Origin of the sequence: Lentzea sp. NPDC003310, assembly GCF_040610935.1 — a bacterium.
GTDB lineage: Bacteria > Actinomycetota > Actinomycetes > Mycobacteriales > Pseudonocardiaceae > Lentzea.
On sequence record NZ_JBEXNC010000010.1, the window covers coordinates 203,069 to 217,250 of the forward strand.

Genomic DNA, 14,182 nt, shown 5'->3' on the forward strand with positions numbered 1-14,182 from the left:
AGGGGGGTATAGACTGGGAGCCCGTACAGAGAAAGGGCTCTCATGTCCGTCACCTCCACCTACACCGTCACCGGCATGACCTGCGGCCACTGCGTCAGCTCCGTCACCGAGGAGCTGACCGAGGTCTCCGGCGTCACGGGTGTCGACGTCGTCCTGGAGACCGGCTCGGTCACCGTGACGAGCGACCGCGAGCTCGACCGCGCCGAGGTCGTCGCCGCCGTCACCGAGGCCGGGTACCAGGTCGCATGACCACGACCGAGCCTCGTCACGTCGAGCTCAGCATCAGCGGCATGACGTGCGCTTCCTGTGCGAACCGCATCGAACGCAAGCTGAACAGGCTCGACGGCGTCTCCGCCACCGTGAACTACGCGACCGAGAAGGCCAGCGTTCAGTTCCCGGACAACCTGCAGGTGGGCGACCTCGTGTCGACCGTGCGGGCGGCGGGCTACGACGCGGAGGAGCCCAGGCCCGAGGCTCCGGAGGAAGACGAGGCCGGTGAGCTGCGGCTGAGGGTCGTCCTCGCCGCGGCGCTGGGCGTGCCGGTGATCGCGTTTTCGATGGTCCCGACGTGGCAGTTCCCGACGTGGCAGTGGGTGTCGCTGGCGCTGGCGAGCGTGGTCGTGTGGGTGTGCGGCTGGCCGTTCCACCGCGCGGCCGCCGTGAACGCGCGGCACGGCGCCAGCACCATGGACACCCTCGTGTCGATGGGCGTCACGGTCTCGTACCTGTGGTCGCTCTACGCGCTGGTGTTCGGCGAGGCCGGCGTCATCGGCATGCGGCACGAGTTCAGCCTGCTGCCCCGGCCGACCACCTCCGGCGACATCTACCTGGAGGTCGCGGTCGGCGTGACCGTGTTCCTGCTGCTCGGACGCTGGCTGGAGGCCCGTTCGAAGCGCAGCGCGGGCGCGGCCCTGCGCTCGTTGCTGGCCCTGGGCGCCAAGGACGTGGCGGTGCTGCGCGACGGCGTGGAGACCCGCGTACCCGTGGGGCAGCTCCGTGCCGGCGAACGGTTCGTGGTCCGTCCGGGTGAGCGCGTCGCCACCGACGGCCTAGTGGTCGAGGGCCGCTCCGCCGTGGACCGCTCGATGGTGACCGGAGAATCGGTGCCGGTCGAGGTCGGCGAGGGCGACCAGGTCGTCGGCGGCACGGTCAACGCGTCCGGGCGGCTGGTGGTCGAGGCGACGTCGGTCGGCGCGGACACGCAGCTCGCGCGGATGGCCCGGCTGGTCGAGCAGGCCCAGGCCGGCAAGGCCGAGGTGCAGCGGCTCGCGGACCGGGTGTCGTCCGTCTTCGTCCCGGTGGTCGTGCTGATCGCGCTGGCGTCGTTCGGCGCGTGGCTGCTCGCCGGGCGGCCCCTGGAGTTCGCGGTGACGACCGCTGTGGCGGTGCTCGTGATCGCCTGCCCGTGCGCCCTCGGTCTCGCCACCCCCACGGCGTTGCTAGTCGGCACCGGCCGCGGCGCGCAGCTCGGCATCCTGGTGAAGGGCCCGGAGGTGCTCGAGTCGACGCGGCGGGTGGACACCGTCGTGCTGGACAAGACCGGCACCGTCACGACGGGCCGGCTCACCGTGGTCGACGTGCTCCCCGAGACGGGCTTCACGCGCGACGAGGTGCTGCGGTTCGCGGCGGCCGTCGAGAACGCGTCCGAGCACCCGATCGGCGCGGCGATCGTCCGCGCGGCCGACGACGTGCCGCCGGTCTCGGACTTCACCTCCACGGACGGCGTGGGCGTCAGCGGAACGGTCGAGGGCCGCCGAGTAGTCGTCGGCCGAGTGCGCGAGGTTTCCCTTTCCGCGGAACTGACCGAAGCGCTGTCCGCCCACACAACTCGGACAGTTGTCGCGGTTTCCTTTGATGACAAGGTTGTCGGCGCCATCGTCGTCGCGGACGTCGTGAAACCCACGTCCGCACAAGCGATTCGGGAACTCGAGGAACTCGGTTTGCGTCCCGTGTTGCTGACCGGCGACAACGCCGCGGTAGCCGCCTCCGTCGCCGCCGAGGTCGGAATCGACGAGGTAGTCGCCGACGTCCTGCCGGCCGAGAAGGTAGCCGCGATCCGCAATCTCCAGGCACAGGGCCGAGTTGTGGCCATGGTCGGCGACGGCGTCAACGACGCGCCCGCCCTCGCGGCCGCTGACCTGGGCCTCGCCATGGGCACCGGGACCGACGTGGCCATCGAGGCGAGCGACCTGACCCTCGTGCGCGGCGACCTGCGCGTGGCAGCGGACGCCATTCGGTTGTCCCGCAAGACTTTGGGCACCATCAAGGGGAATCTGTTCTGGGCGTTCGCCTACAACGTCGCTGGACTCCCACTCGCGGCACTGGGACTGCTGAACCCGATGATCGCGGGGGCCGCAATGGCCTTCAGCAGCGTGTTCGTTGTTACCAACAGCTTGCGACTGCGGGGTTTCCGCGCATCGGCAACTTAAGAATCTCGAACCGAACTCTCCCCAACGCCCGCGTGCGCGTGCAACAATCCAAAAGCTGACACACCCCCGGTCAGCGCCTGTGGAGATCCCCTCCGGCCCCCGCGTTCCTCCCCCTGGCGCGGGGGCCTCTCCCTTTCCGCAAGGCTGCTCGGCTTGCGCCTCGCCACCTTGCGGGACTCGGAGTGTTCATCTGGGGGCCGAGCCCCCAGACCCCCAGCCGGGGGCGAGCCCCCGGACCCCCGTCGGTGGTCCCGCTTGGTGGGCGCCCTCCGTGCCCTGGTGGCTCGCGCTTCCTCGCTGATGCTCGGCTTCGCCCTCGCCATGCCGCCGTTCCCCGCGACCCCTCCGCGCTTCCTACCGCCTCCCGCCCCGCACCCTGCTCCCCCCTCGCCCCTCCCCGCGACACCCCTTTCTCCCGCACGCCGCCCCCTCTTCCCGCCGCCGCGCCCCCTCCTGCCCTGCTCCTCCGCCGCTTCGCACTCCGCCCCCTCCGTGCCCCTCCCCCTTCCTGCGGCGTCCTTCTCGCTCTTCGGGGCCACTCTGGGTGGGTGCATTTACACCTTGGGGTGACGCGGGTCACAGGGGTTTGGGTTCCGTGACCGAGCCGTTATCGTGTTCCGGTGCCTATCGGATCCCTCGGACGCTCCAAGTCCGGCCGTCACCGCCCCGCGGACGAACCGCAGCAGCCGGAGACGTCGCACGACGAGGAGCTGACCTCTTACCTGGCTGCCCTGGCCCCGGACTCGGACAACGAGACCACCGCGTCGGGCTTCGGCAGCGCGCAGGTGTACCAGCTGCGGCTGCAGCTGATGGCGAACGAGCAGCTCAAGGAACTCGCTGCCGAGCGCCAGACCTCCCCGCAGGCTCTCGCCACGGAGTGGGTCATGCAGCGCCTGGAGTGGGAAGCGCGCCAGCGCGGCCACTAAACCCAGAGCGAACGAAGAAGGACCCTCGACCGAGCCCGGTCGAGGGTCCTTCTCACGTACGGCTAATTGCGGCTTGTAGCGAAACTTCAGACCGCGCGGACGTTCTGGGCCTGCGGACCCTTGGTGCCCTGGCCGACCTCGAACTCCACTCGCTGGTTCTCCTCCAGGGTGCGGAAACCCTGACCCTGGATCTCCGAGTAGTGGACGAAGACGTCAGCGCCGCCGTTGTCCTGGGCGATGAAGCCGAAGCCCTTTTCGGAGTTGAACCACTTGACAGTGCCCTGTGCCATGAACCTGCCTCCATCGCAGGAAAGCTTGGGGCTGCACCGTGCAACCCCGGCCGTCCCGGGGGCGTTCGGCAAACTCGCTGAGAGCGCACCGCACGCCCGCGTGTCGTTCCGCGAGCGTGTGAAGCACGAACACAGAAACCACGGCCTGCGCGGGTCAGCCTAACGTGTGATTGGTCATAGCACTACAGGTCATTACCGGCCAGTTGGGTGCCTCAATAGGGGGAAAGCCGCTGGTCCGGGTGGGTGATCGCAAAGTCGTGTGCAACGTGTTCCGCCACTTGTGCGTCTTCCTCTGCGTTGGACGAGGGGATCTTGGGGGACACGTGTTCCGGCCACTGGTTTTGGCTGTACTACTGGGATTGACCGCCTGCAGCGCCGCGCCCGAGGGTGGCCCGGCACCTGTTGCGCCGGTCGTGGCGGAGAAGGCGAAGGCCGTGCTGACGGTGACGCCGTCGTCGGGCGAGGGGATCAGCCCGGGCGGACCATTCCAGGTCGGAATGACCGGCGGTTCGCTCACCTCCGTCGCACTGACCCGTGCCGACGGGAAGGTGGTGAAGGGGGAGCTCACCGCCGGCAAGTGGGTCGCGACCGAGGACCTGGGCTACGACAAGGTCTACACCTGGTCCGGCTCGGGCAAGGGGGAGGACGGCACCGAGGTCCCGGTCACCGGATCGTTCCGCACCGTCAAGCCGCAGCGGGTCGTCAACGCGTCGCTGAACGTGGGTGACCACCAGACCTACGGCATCGCGATGCCGATCAAGGTGAAGTTCGCGGCGCCCGTGCAGGACAAGGCCTCCGCGCAGAAGGCAATGACCGTCACGACCTCCGTGCCGACCGAGGGCGCGTGGGCGTGGCTGTCCGACACCGAGGCGCACTGGCGCCCGCGCGAGTACTGGAAGCCCGGCACCGACGTGACCGTCGACGCCGACGTGTACGGCGTGCCGTTCGGGGGTGGCGCGTTCGGCGCGAACGACGTGCACGTGCAGTTCAAGATCGCCGACCGGGCCCTGGTGGCCAAGGCGAACACGCAGACCAAGCGGTTCGAGATCTACCGCGACGGCGTGCTGCTGCACGACTTCCCCGCGTCGTACGGCCTGGAGAGCGACCCGGGCAGGGTGACCCGGTCCGGCATCCACGTCGTGCAGCAGAAGGAAGCGGCGCGGCGGATGAAGAGCACCACCTACAACTACGACGTCCCGGTCACCTGGGCCGTGCTGATCTCGCAGAACGGCGAGTTCGTGCACGAGAACAACGGCACGATCCCCCAGCAGGGCAAGGAGAACGTGTCGCACGGGTGCGCGAACCTCTCCGGTCCCAACGCCAGGACCTTCTTCGACCTGACGATGGTCGGCGACCCGGTCGAGGTCGTGGGTTCCTCGGTGCAGCTCGGGCCCGCCGACCGCGACTACTGGGACTGGACGCTCGACTGGGCCGCCTGGACCGCGAAGTCCGCGGCGGGCAACTAGCTCTTCTCGGTGACGGCGGGTGGCTGCGGAATCTCGTACCCGGACGGACCGACGTTGCGTTCGAGGGCCCGCTTCCACTCACCGCTCGAGATCATCTTCTCGATGGCCGCGTTCACCTCGTCCCGGGACTCGGCGTCGCCCTTCGGCACGCCGATGCCGTAGCGCTCCTTGGAGAACGTCTTGCCGACGAGCTTGAGCAGTTCGGGGTTCTCCGCCGCGAACCCGGCGAGGATGACCTCGTCGGTCGTGACGGCGTCGACGTTGCCCGCCATGAGAGCGATCACGCAGTCGGAGTACTGGCCGTACTCGACGATCTGCACCTGCTGCGAGAAGTCCGTCTTCACCTTCTGCGCGGAGGTGGACCCCTTGACCGAACACAGCTTGCGGCCGTTCATGGTCTCGGGGCCCTGGATGGAGTTCTCGGTGTAGCGCACCAGCATGCCCTGGCCCGTCTCGAAGTACGGGCCGGCGAACGCGACCTTCTCCTTGCGGGCGTCGGTGATCGAGTACGAGGCGATGATCAGGTCGGCCTCGCCGTTCTCCAGCATCGACTCGCGCGCGGCGCCGCGGGCCTCCTTGAAGGTGATGCCGCCTTCCTTCACCCCGAGCTCGTTCGCCACGTACTTGGCGACGTCCACGTCGAAGCCGACGTAGCGGCCGTCGAGGCGCCGCTGGCTCATGCCCGGCTGGTCGTACCGGATGCCGATGGTCAGCTTTCCGGAGTCGGCACGTCCGATGACTGTGCTGGTGTCACCGCTCCCACAGGCGGTGGCGAGCACCGCAACGGCAGTCAGGAGCGCGGCACGACGGATCACGACAGGCCTTCCGGGGGTGGTGAGGATTCGTGCGCAATGCTACGGACCTGCGGCGATGATCAACTGTGATGTATGACAACTACGGAAGCCTCGCTTTGCTCGGTGTCACATGCCTGCCGTGACGCTCGATCGCGCGCTTCAGGTGGCCGGGCGGAGCGAGTCTCCTGATCCTGCCGGGCACCAAAAGCGCAGCTCGGCGCATGATTCGCAGCCATTGATCAGCATGTTTGTACGGCTCACGGCCGTGCAGTTCGAGCGCCCAGTCGGGTAGTACCGAGTAGGCCAGGTGGCCTACGAGGACCCGGTACACGGGGAGGCCGTGGCGGACCCAACCTTGCACGGGTGGTCCGTGCAAGAAGTCGTAGATCACATCGGAATCGGTCGTTCGACGCAGAACGGGACGCATCCGGTCGAAGTATTCGGCCATTTCGCGCCGCGATCCCGGTACTTCATCCGGGTGCAATCCGACCAAAGCGGCCGCAGATCGCTGCTCGGCGTAGTAGAGGTCCTTCTGCCTCCCGGACAGGCCGTACCCCGCGCGGTCGAGCACTGTTTCGAAGCAGGAAACCTCCGAGCAATGTACCCAAAGCAGCAGTTCTGGTTCGTCGACGCGGAACGTCCTGCCGTCCACCACGCCGCGCAGACTCCGGTGCGTCGCGCGCACCCGTGCCGCGGCGGTGGCGATCTCCTCGTCGGTGCCGTAGACGCCGAGGCCGACGAAGTCCGCCGTGCGCCTGAGCCTGCCGAGCGGGTCGGCCTGGAAGTTCGAGTTCTGCACGACACCCGCGACGGCCTCGGGGTGCAGCGCCTGCAGGTAGAGGCTGGCGATCCCGGCGATCCACATCGTCGGGTCCGCGTGCATCTGCCAGCTCACGGAATTCGGATCGGGCATGCGGACATCGTCCCGCCTGGCCAGGATGAAGACCATGGACCTGGACCAGGCACGGGAAGTGCTCCGCAGCCAGCACCGCGCGGTGTTCTGCGCACTGAAGTCCGACGGAACGCCGTCGATGTCACCAGTGCTCGTCGCGCTGGACGACAACGGCGACGCGCTCGTCTCGACGAGGGAGACCGCCTACAAGACGAAGCAGGTGCGACGGGACCCGAACATCTCGCTGTGCGTGCTGCCGGACAGCTTCTTCGGGCGGTGGATCCAGATCAACGGCACCGCGACGGTCGTGCCGTTGCCCGAGGCCATGGACCTGCTGGTCTCCTACTACCGGACCATCTCCGGCGAGCACGCCGACTGGAACGACTACCGGGCCGCGATGCAGCGGGAACAGCGGGTGGTCCTGCGGATCTCGCTGACGTCCGCGGGACCGGACAAGACCGGGTGAGCCTGTAACACCGTTAGCGGGCGCAACGATTCCACGGGGACGGCGGCTACCGGGCAGGCGGAACCTGGGGAGCGGAAGCGATGACTGGTGTCAGACGCCGCGGCTACTTCTCGGCCGCGGTCGCGGTGATGGGCGCTGCCCTGATCGCGGCGTTGTTCTCGGCACCCCCGGACAAACCCGTCGACATCCGACTCGTCGCACCGCCGCCACCACCGCCCGAGGTCGTCATCGCGACCGCCACGACCACCGTCTCCGCCGTCGGGGTCGAGCGACCGCCACCTCCTCCGCCGCCGCCACCTCCGCCTCCCGCGCCGAGGGACTCGGACCGGCCGTCCCCTCCGCCGGGGCACCGGCCGCCTCCGCCTCCGCCACCGGGCAAGCCCCGGCCGAACCTGCACGACCTGCTGCGCTGCGACTCGGAGTTCTTCGGCGACGTCGGCGACCACTGCCTGAAGTGGCCGCTCGACGCCGAGGAGTTCTGCGAGTTCCTGGAGGAGCACGACCTGGAGCCCGCCGACCTGCGCGGACCCGGTCACGGCCGGTTCGACCGGTTCGAGCTGGTCTGCGAGGACGAGGGTTAGGCCTTGAGCTCCCTCAACCTCGTGAGGTTGGCCTCCGCCAACGCACCGAGCAGCTGGGCCTCGCCGAGGTAGTGGTCGTCGATCAACGCCTCGACCTCGTCGTCGTTCATCGCCGGCACGATCCGCGCGGCCATCCGGTTCATGTTGCGGTAGCTGCCCTGCAACAGGAACGGCTGCCCGGACGGGTCCGCCGCCGACGCGATGTACGCCTTGTTGACCTCGAGCACGACCTGCTGGATCCGGCGCAGCTTGCGCAGGACCGAGAGCATGCGGTCGAGCTCCACGGTCTCGTACTCGTGCCGCACGCTCTCGCCGTTCAGCAGGCGCACCAGCGGTTCCACGTCCACACCGCCCAGGGTCGGGTTCGACCCGGACGCGTTCTCCAGGTAGCTCAACGCGAACAGCGCGTCCCGGCCGGACAGCACGTCACCGAGGTTCCAGACGTCCGCGCGGTTCGCGAGCATGTCCGGCACCCGGAACGCGCGACCGGTCTCGGTGTACGGGTTGCCGGCCATCGAGACGGCGAAGCGCTTGCCCCGCAGGTCGAACGTGCGCGGCTCGCCGTCCCAGACGCCCTCGACGCGGCGCTGGGCGTCGCAGAGCGAGATGAACTTCTGCAGCAGCTCCGGTGAGGTGTGCTGGATGTCGTCCAGGTGCAGCAACACGTTGCTGCCCAACGCGAACGCGAAGTTGATGCGTTCGACCTCCTGCCGTGCGGTGGCGTTCGGGGCCTCCGCCGGGTCGAGCGACGTGACGCCGGTGCCCAGCGCCGGGCCGTTGACCTTGACGAACACCATGCCCAGGCGGTTCGCGACGTACTCCATGAGCGTCGTCTTGCCGTAGCCGGGCGGGGAGATCAGCATCAGCAGGCCGGTGCCGTCGTTCAGCTGCTTGCTGAGGTTGTCGCCGATCAGCGGCAGGTAGACCTCGTTCAGCAACCTGTTGCGCACGAACGTGTTCAGCACCGCGGGCCGGTAGTCGTCGAGCCGCAGCCTGCGGCGTTCCTCGGCGAGCAGCTCGTCGCGCTTGCGCTGGTAGGCGCGGAACGCCGGGACCTGCTCGGTCGTGAAGGTCCGGAGCCTCGTCAGGGTCTCGTCCAGGCGCAGGTCCATCGACTGGTCGTGCACGCGCGGGTGCGTGCCCAGCAGGCCGGTGACGGTCTCGGTCAGCGACGCGCTGGAGTCGTAGCGCGGCAGGTCGGTCAGCAGGATCGCGACGACCTCGGGGAACTCCGGGCAGTCCTCGTCCCTGAGGAACGCGCGCAGCCACGCCTCGATCAGGTCGCGGTCGTGCAGTTCCTCGGTGACGACGGCGCGGAACCTGTCGATCACCGCGCGGGCGGCCTTGCTGGTCACGAACCCCGCGGGCTCGCAGGCCAGTTCCTCGAACAGGTACTCGGACGCCAGGTCGTTCAGCCCGAACTGCCCGCACAGCTCGGGAATCCCGTGCGTGCCACCGAAGATCGTGCGGGCGCGGGCGAGCGACTGGGCCTTGCGCGTCCACACAGCCCGCTGCTCGTCCGGCTGCTCGGACCAGAAGAGCTGCGCCGCCGCACGGGTCGCGGGCGGGTACCGCAGCAGTCCGGCACCGGCGTGGAGTCGTTGCAGGACAGCGAGGATCTTCTCGGCGTCGTGGTCGTGGACGCCCTTCTCGTAGCCCTCGTCGTAGCGTTCGGCCGCGGCGTTCACGACGTCGGTGCGGCCCTCCGCGAGCAGGCAGCCGGCGAGGTGCTCGGAGCGGTAGACGTCCGGGGTCTCGCTCACCAGCAGCTGGTCCCAGAAACCCTTGGTGCGCGCGAACTCCGGGTCGTCGACCTCGCTGCGGTAGTCGGTGCCGGTGACGCTGTAGTAGAGGCGGCCGTCGCGGGGCACGAGGGTGAGGTTCATCGGCTCGGTCGTCACCGGGAAGCGGTGACGACCGAGCACGATCGACGCGCCGTCGTACAGATCGGCCCGGTCGCGCAGTGCCCGGCCTCCCTCTTGCCGGGCATCGCGCAGACTCGCGTCGAGCTCGTCGGCCCGGACGTCGCCCAGTTCCCGGAGGTTCTCGGCGACCGCGCGGACCTTGGCGACCATCGGGTCGCCCGCGAAGTACGTGTTGATCTCGTCGGTCGAGGTCAGCTTGCCGACGCGGCGGCGGATCGTGCCGAGCACCCGTTCCGCGGACTGCACCAGCCGGTCCGCCCTGCGGGACCGTTCGTCGAGCAGGGTCTGCTTGCGGGCGGAGAAGGCCTCGTAGACGTCCGTGCGCTTGGCACCGACCTGGGCGAGGAAGTCGTCGAACTCGCCGAACCGCGACTCCAGGTTCTCGAGCTGCAGCAGGAGCCGGCCGAGCTGGTCGTCGCAGCGCTGCGGGGTGTCGGCGACCGACAGCGCGCCCGTGATGGCCTGGCCGAGCAGCGCGAACTCCGCGGCGAACTCGGCCCTGCCCTCGGCGTTCGCGAGCTGCGCCCTGCGACCGTCCACAGTGGCCCGTGCGCGGTTGACCGCGGCAAGCACCTCGCCGATGCTCGCGAGGATCCGGGTGCGGGTCGTGGTGTCGGCGGCGTCGAGGGTGCTGACGACCTCGGTCAGCACCTCCAGGCCCGCCTGCTGCTGCTCCAGCCGTTCCCGCAACGGCTTGGCCTCGGCGGCGGTCTGCAGCTCGGTGGCCGCGATCTGGCCGATCTCTTCGTGGTACTGGGCGAACGCGCCCTCGGCACCGAGGAAGGCGACGGCCCGGCGTGCGGACGCGCCGAGTTCCTCGACCAGTTCGGCCTCGCGGCGGTCGATCTCCTCCAGATCGACGTACCTCAGGTCCTTGAGGGTGATCAGCCGGCCCTGGGCGGACCGGAGGTCGGCGAGCAGCCGGACCCACTCGTCGGCGCTGCGCGGGGCGGCCGAGCGGGCGAGCCGGATGAGACTGGCCAGCTTCTCCGCGGCCTCGTGGAGCTGCGCGGCGGCGTGCTCGGTGAGCGTGCGGACGGCCTCGAACTCGTCCAGCACCTGCTCGGCGGTGGCGCGGACGGACTGCACGTCCTGCTTGAGGCCCAGTTCGTCGAGCCAGTGCACGCTGTCGATCACCCTGGTGCACAGGGCGATCAGGCCCTCGAACACCGGCGCGCTCGGCGTCATCTCGGCGCTCATCCTGGTGATGGACAGGCAGTCCGAGATGCCGCGGACGAGTTCGGCGTTGCCGATGCGGGCCAGCGGACCGGCCTGGTCGGGCAGCACCTCGTCGGCCATGAACGGCGTGCGCCAGACCTGCATCGGGTGCACGCGCACGGGTTCGGTGCTGGTCTCGCGGAAGACGACCAGCGTGCCGTCGGCGAAGAGCGAGTAGCCGTGGCACGTGATCGGGGTCGCGACCTCCTTGCGGATCACGTTGTACGGCAGCAGGAGGCTGCGGCCCTCGCGGCGGGCGTGGAAGACGTACAGCACGTCCTCGCCGTTCGCGGACCGGACGACCCGTTCGAACTCCAGGTCGTCGGTGTCGACGTCGAACGTCTTGTCCGCGCCCGTGACCAGGTAGTACCCGCCCGGGAAGATGATCCCCTGGTCCTCCGGCAGACGCTGGCAGGCCTGCCCGATGCCGTCGAGCCTGGTGACCTCCTTGGTGCGGGTGTTGAACACCAGGTACCGGGGCGCGGTCTCCTTGTACGGCAGGATCCTGAGCAGGATCAGGGGGCCGACGCGGGCGTAGTGGATCTCGGCGTCCGCGAGGCTCTGCAACGGCTCGTCGACCGGTTCGGAGTAGACGCCCTCGCCGGACTCGGTGTTGTTCTCGACCTTGACGGTCAGCGTGCCGCCGACGGTCTCGACGAAGACCTCGTTGTCGATGGCGATGTGCGGGTGCCGGCCGAGCACGTGCTGCTCGCGGGTCGTCTCGACCCATGTGAAGTCGTGCGACGGCGGGAAGATGTGGTCGCGGTCGCCGCGGTTGTCGACGTACGTGACCGTGCCGTCGACCTGGACGTCCCAGCGCAGGACGTGGATGTCCTCGATCCGCACGCCGGTCTGGAACACCGCGAGCAGCCGCTGCTCGACGATGCGCAGCTGGAGCAGCCGCGTCTCGCGGTAGTAGCGGTAGAGCTCGGCGAAGTCGTTGCGGAACCTCGGGTCCCGCAGGAACTCCGCCTCGACGGTGGCGAAGTCCCTGCCGTGCACCGCGAAGACGTCGCCGACCTTGGTCTCGGGCTTGAGGCCCATGAAGACGTTGTAGCCGAACAGCATCACGTCGCCGAGCGCCACGATGTCCCGCGGCACGCAGTTGTTCTCGGTGCGGATGCGTTCGGTGGCGACGAGTTCGAGCGCCGTGCTGCCGAAGGTCTCGACGCGCTGGTCGTTCAGCGCCTCGGTGCTGCGGGCGAGCTCGGCGGCCTGCTCGGCCAGCCTCGCCCGCAGCACCTCGTAAGTGCCGGCGTCGAGAGCCGTCATGCGTTCTGGCCGTTGTTCTTGGCCATCTGGGTCAGCGCGATCGCCGCGGCGATGTTCTGCGCGTCACCCGTGGTGAACGAGCTGAGGATCTTGGTCAGGTCCTCCGGGAAGTTGTTGGTCCCGTCCATCCACTTGCTGCCCAGCGCCTGCACGACGTCGGAGTTGCCGACGAAGCTGTCGACCTGCTTGCCCGCGGTGATGGACGCGGCGATCTTGTCGAAGAACATCGTGTCACCGCCGACGATGTCGATGTCGGCCTTCTCCAGGCCGGCCGCGAGGACCATGGCCTGGGCCTCGGCGACCTGGCGCTGCACGTCGATGCCCTTGAGGCGGATCTCCTTCTCCGCTTCGAGCCGCAGGCGGTACTCCTCGTGCTCGCGGGTGGCGGTGTCGAGCGCGGCCATCGCCTCCGCCTTGTGCGACAGGCCTTCTGCCTCGCCCTTGAGGCGTTCCTTGATGCCCTCGGCGTCGGCCAGGGCCTTCTCGCGGTCGACCACGGCCTCGGCGCGACCGAGGGCCTCGGACGCGACGGCGTCCCGTTCCTTGACCTGGGCCTCGGCCAATCCCTTCGCCGCGGCCTCGGCCTGCGTGCCCTCGGCGAGGCGGATCTTGGAGCGGGCGTCGAGGTCGGCGGCCTTGTTGCGCGACTCGGCGAGCACGACGGCCTCGCGGGCCTTGTGCTGCGCGGCCTGTTCCGCGGCCTCGGCGGCCTTGATGTCCTTGACCAGCGACTCCTGCGCCTCGGCCTCGGCGCGGATCACGATCTGCTGGCGCTCGCGCTCGGCCTCCTCGACGGCGCGCAGGCGCTTGATGTTCTCCTCCTGCTCGGCCACCGTCTTCTCGACGGCGACGCGCTCGCGCACCAGGTCGGCGATCGCGCGGCGCTCGTGCTCGAGCTCCTTGTCCTTCTCGATCATGCGCAGCGAGGTCTCGCGCTCGCGGGCGATGACCTCCAGCAGGCGGTCCTTCTCGATGCGCTCGGTCTCGACGGCGATCACGCGCTCGCGGTTCTTCTCGGCGACGGCGATCTCGCGGGCCTTGTTCTCGGTCTGGATGCCGAGCTGCTCCTCGGTGCGGATGAAGGCGGTGTTGGCCTTGAGGCGTTCCTCGGCCTGCACCTTCTGCGTCTCCGCCTCCTGCTGGGCGCGGGCGGTCTCGATCTCGCGCTTCTGCTTGATCTCCGCGTCGGCCTGGCGGCGTTCGAGCTCGAGGATGGCCTCACGCGCGCTGACGTTCTGGCGCGTGATCTCCTTCTCCTCGTTGCGGGTGAACTCGTTGGTCTTGACATGCTCGATCGCGGTCAGCTCGGTGATCTTGCGGATGCCCTGCGCGTCCAGGATGTTCGCCGGGTCGAGCTGCTTGAGCGGCGTCTGCTCCAGGTAGTCGATCGCCGCGTCCTCGAGGCTGTAGCCGTTGAGGTCGGTGCCGATGACCTGGACGATCCGGTCGCGGAACTCGTCGCGGTGCGTGTAGAGGTCGACGAAGTCGAGCTGCTTGCCGACGGTCTTGAGCGCCTCGGAGAACTTGGCGTTGAACAGCTCCTGCAGCGTCTGCTCGTGGCTCGCGCGCTCGGTGCCGATCGCCTGCGCGACCTTGATGACGTCCTCGACGGTCTTGTTGACCCGCACGAAGAACGTGATCCGGATGTCCGCGCGGATGTTGTCCTTGCAGATCAGGCCCTCGTTGCCGGCCCTGCGGATCTCGATCGTCTTCACCGAGATGTCCATCGTCTCGCACCGGTGCAGCACCGGGAGCACGACGGTGCCCGTGAAGGTGACGTCGACCTTGCGCATCTTCGAGACGATCAGCGCCTTGCCCTGCTCGCACTTCTTGAAAAGTCTGCTCAGCGTGATCAGTGCCAGGATCAGCACCAACGCGATCACGGCGATCAGCACGATCAGCCCTGTGGAGATCGCACCCATG

11 protein-coding genes are annotated in these 14,182 nt (G+C 68.8%); 6 read left to right on the plus strand and 5 right to left on the minus strand.

What is annotated here, in order from left to right:
- Window positions 1-42: 42 nt before the first annotated feature.
- The 3 genes from ABZX02_RS22180 (at window position 43) to ABZX02_RS22190 (ending at window position 3,355) form a co-directional block, all read left to right on the plus strand.
- The gene (locus ABZX02_RS22180; RefSeq protein WP_355300453.1) at window positions 43-249 is read left to right on the plus strand and encodes a heavy metal-associated domain-containing protein; all 207 of its coding nucleotides are present in this window, start codon (window positions 43-45) and stop codon (window positions 247-249) included.
- Entirely contained in the window at window positions 246-2,429 is a 2,184-nt protein-coding gene (locus ABZX02_RS22185; RefSeq protein ID WP_355300454.1) for a heavy metal translocating P-type ATPase, read from the plus strand. The genes ABZX02_RS22180 and ABZX02_RS22185 overlap by 4 nt, the downstream gene beginning before the upstream one ends.
- Window positions 2,430-3,049: 620 nt before the next feature.
- Complete coding sequence (locus tag ABZX02_RS22190) at window positions 3,050-3,355, plus strand: hypothetical protein (protein ID WP_355300455.1); 306 nt, start codon at window positions 3,050-3,052, stop codon at window positions 3,353-3,355.
- Window positions 3,356-3,441: 86 nt separating this feature from the next.
- Here ABZX02_RS22190 and ABZX02_RS22195 read toward each other — a convergent pair whose 3' ends face one another.
- A complete protein-coding gene (locus tag ABZX02_RS22195; protein WP_030477903.1) occupies window positions 3,442-3,645 on the minus strand; it encodes a cold-shock protein in 204 nt (67 codons plus the stop codon).
- A gap of 359 nt (window positions 3,646-4,004) precedes the next feature.
- Here ABZX02_RS22195 and ABZX02_RS22200 point away from each other — a divergent pair, with 359 nt between their 5' ends.
- Window positions 4,005-5,111: an Ig-like domain-containing protein gene (locus tag ABZX02_RS22200; RefSeq protein ID WP_355300456.1), complete on the plus strand. Its 1,107-nt coding sequence runs from the start codon at window positions 4,005-4,007 to the stop codon at window positions 5,109-5,111.
- Here ABZX02_RS22200 and ABZX02_RS22205 read toward each other — a convergent pair.
- On the minus strand, window positions 5,108-5,923 hold the full coding sequence (locus tag ABZX02_RS22205; RefSeq protein ID WP_355300615.1) for a glutamate ABC transporter substrate-binding protein: 816 nt from the start codon (window positions 5,921-5,923) through the stop codon (window positions 5,108-5,110). The genes ABZX02_RS22200 and ABZX02_RS22205 overlap by 4 nt on opposite strands.
- Before the next feature lie 82 nt (window positions 5,924-6,005).
- A complete protein-coding gene (locus tag ABZX02_RS22210; protein WP_355300457.1) occupies window positions 6,006-6,818 on the minus strand; it encodes an oxygenase MpaB family protein in 813 nt (270 codons plus the stop codon).
- On the opposite strand from ABZX02_RS22210, the gene ABZX02_RS22215 reads away from it, so the two are divergent.
- Both ABZX02_RS22215 and ABZX02_RS22220 read left to right on the plus strand, forming a co-directional pair.
- On the plus strand, window positions 6,817-7,263 hold the full coding sequence (locus ABZX02_RS22215; protein WP_355300458.1) for a PPOX class F420-dependent oxidoreductase: 447 nt from the start codon (window positions 6,817-6,819) through the stop codon (window positions 7,261-7,263). The genes ABZX02_RS22210 and ABZX02_RS22215 overlap by 2 nt on opposite strands.
- Before the next feature lie 80 nt (window positions 7,264-7,343).
- Window positions 7,344-7,844, plus strand: coding sequence for a hypothetical protein (locus tag ABZX02_RS22220; RefSeq protein ID WP_355300459.1), 501 nt, complete (start codon window positions 7,344-7,346; stop codon window positions 7,842-7,844).
- Here ABZX02_RS22220 and ABZX02_RS22225 read toward each other — a convergent pair.
- Together ABZX02_RS22225 and ABZX02_RS22230 are read right to left on the minus strand one after the other, a co-directional pair.
- The gene (locus ABZX02_RS22225; protein WP_355300460.1) at window positions 7,841-12,259 is read right to left on the minus strand and encodes a DNA repair ATPase; all 4,419 of its coding nucleotides are present in this window, start codon (window positions 12,257-12,259) and stop codon (window positions 7,841-7,843) included. The two genes, ABZX02_RS22220 and ABZX02_RS22225, sit on opposite strands and share 4 nt — an antisense overlap.
- The gene (locus ABZX02_RS22230; protein WP_355300461.1) at window positions 12,256-14,181 is read right to left on the minus strand and encodes a flotillin family protein; all 1,926 of its coding nucleotides are present in this window, start codon (window positions 14,179-14,181) and stop codon (window positions 12,256-12,258) included. The genes ABZX02_RS22225 and ABZX02_RS22230 overlap by 4 nt, the downstream gene beginning before the upstream one ends.
- Window position 14,182 lies beyond the last annotated feature (1 nt).

Coding starts and splice junctions, on each gene's coding strand:
- ABZX02_RS22180 (WP_355300453.1), top strand. CDS start 43: ATGTCCGTCACCTCCACCTACACCGTCACCGGCATGACCTGCGGCCAC.
- ABZX02_RS22220 (WP_355300459.1), top strand. CDS start 7,344: ATGACTGGTGTCAGACGCCGCGGCTACTTCTCGGCCGCGGTCGCGGTG.
- ABZX02_RS22210 (WP_355300457.1), bottom strand. CDS start 6,818: ATGCCCGATCCGAATTCCGTGAGCTGGCAGATGCACGCGGACCCGACG.
- ABZX02_RS22225 (WP_355300460.1), bottom strand. CDS start 12,259: ATGACGGCTCTCGACGCCGGCACTTACGAGGTGCTGCGGGCGAGGCTG.
- ABZX02_RS22230 (WP_355300461.1), bottom strand. CDS start 14,181: ATGGGTGCGATCTCCACAGGGCTGATCGTGCTGATCGCCGTGATCGCG.
- ABZX02_RS22215 (WP_355300458.1), top strand. CDS start 6,817: ATGCGGACATCGTCCCGCCTGGCCAGGATGAAGACCATGGACCTGGAC.
- ABZX02_RS22185 (WP_355300454.1), top strand. CDS start 246: ATGACCACGACCGAGCCTCGTCACGTCGAGCTCAGCATCAGCGGCATG.
- ABZX02_RS22195 (WP_030477903.1), bottom strand. CDS start 3,645: ATGGCACAGGGCACTGTCAAGTGGTTCAACTCCGAAAAGGGCTTCGGC.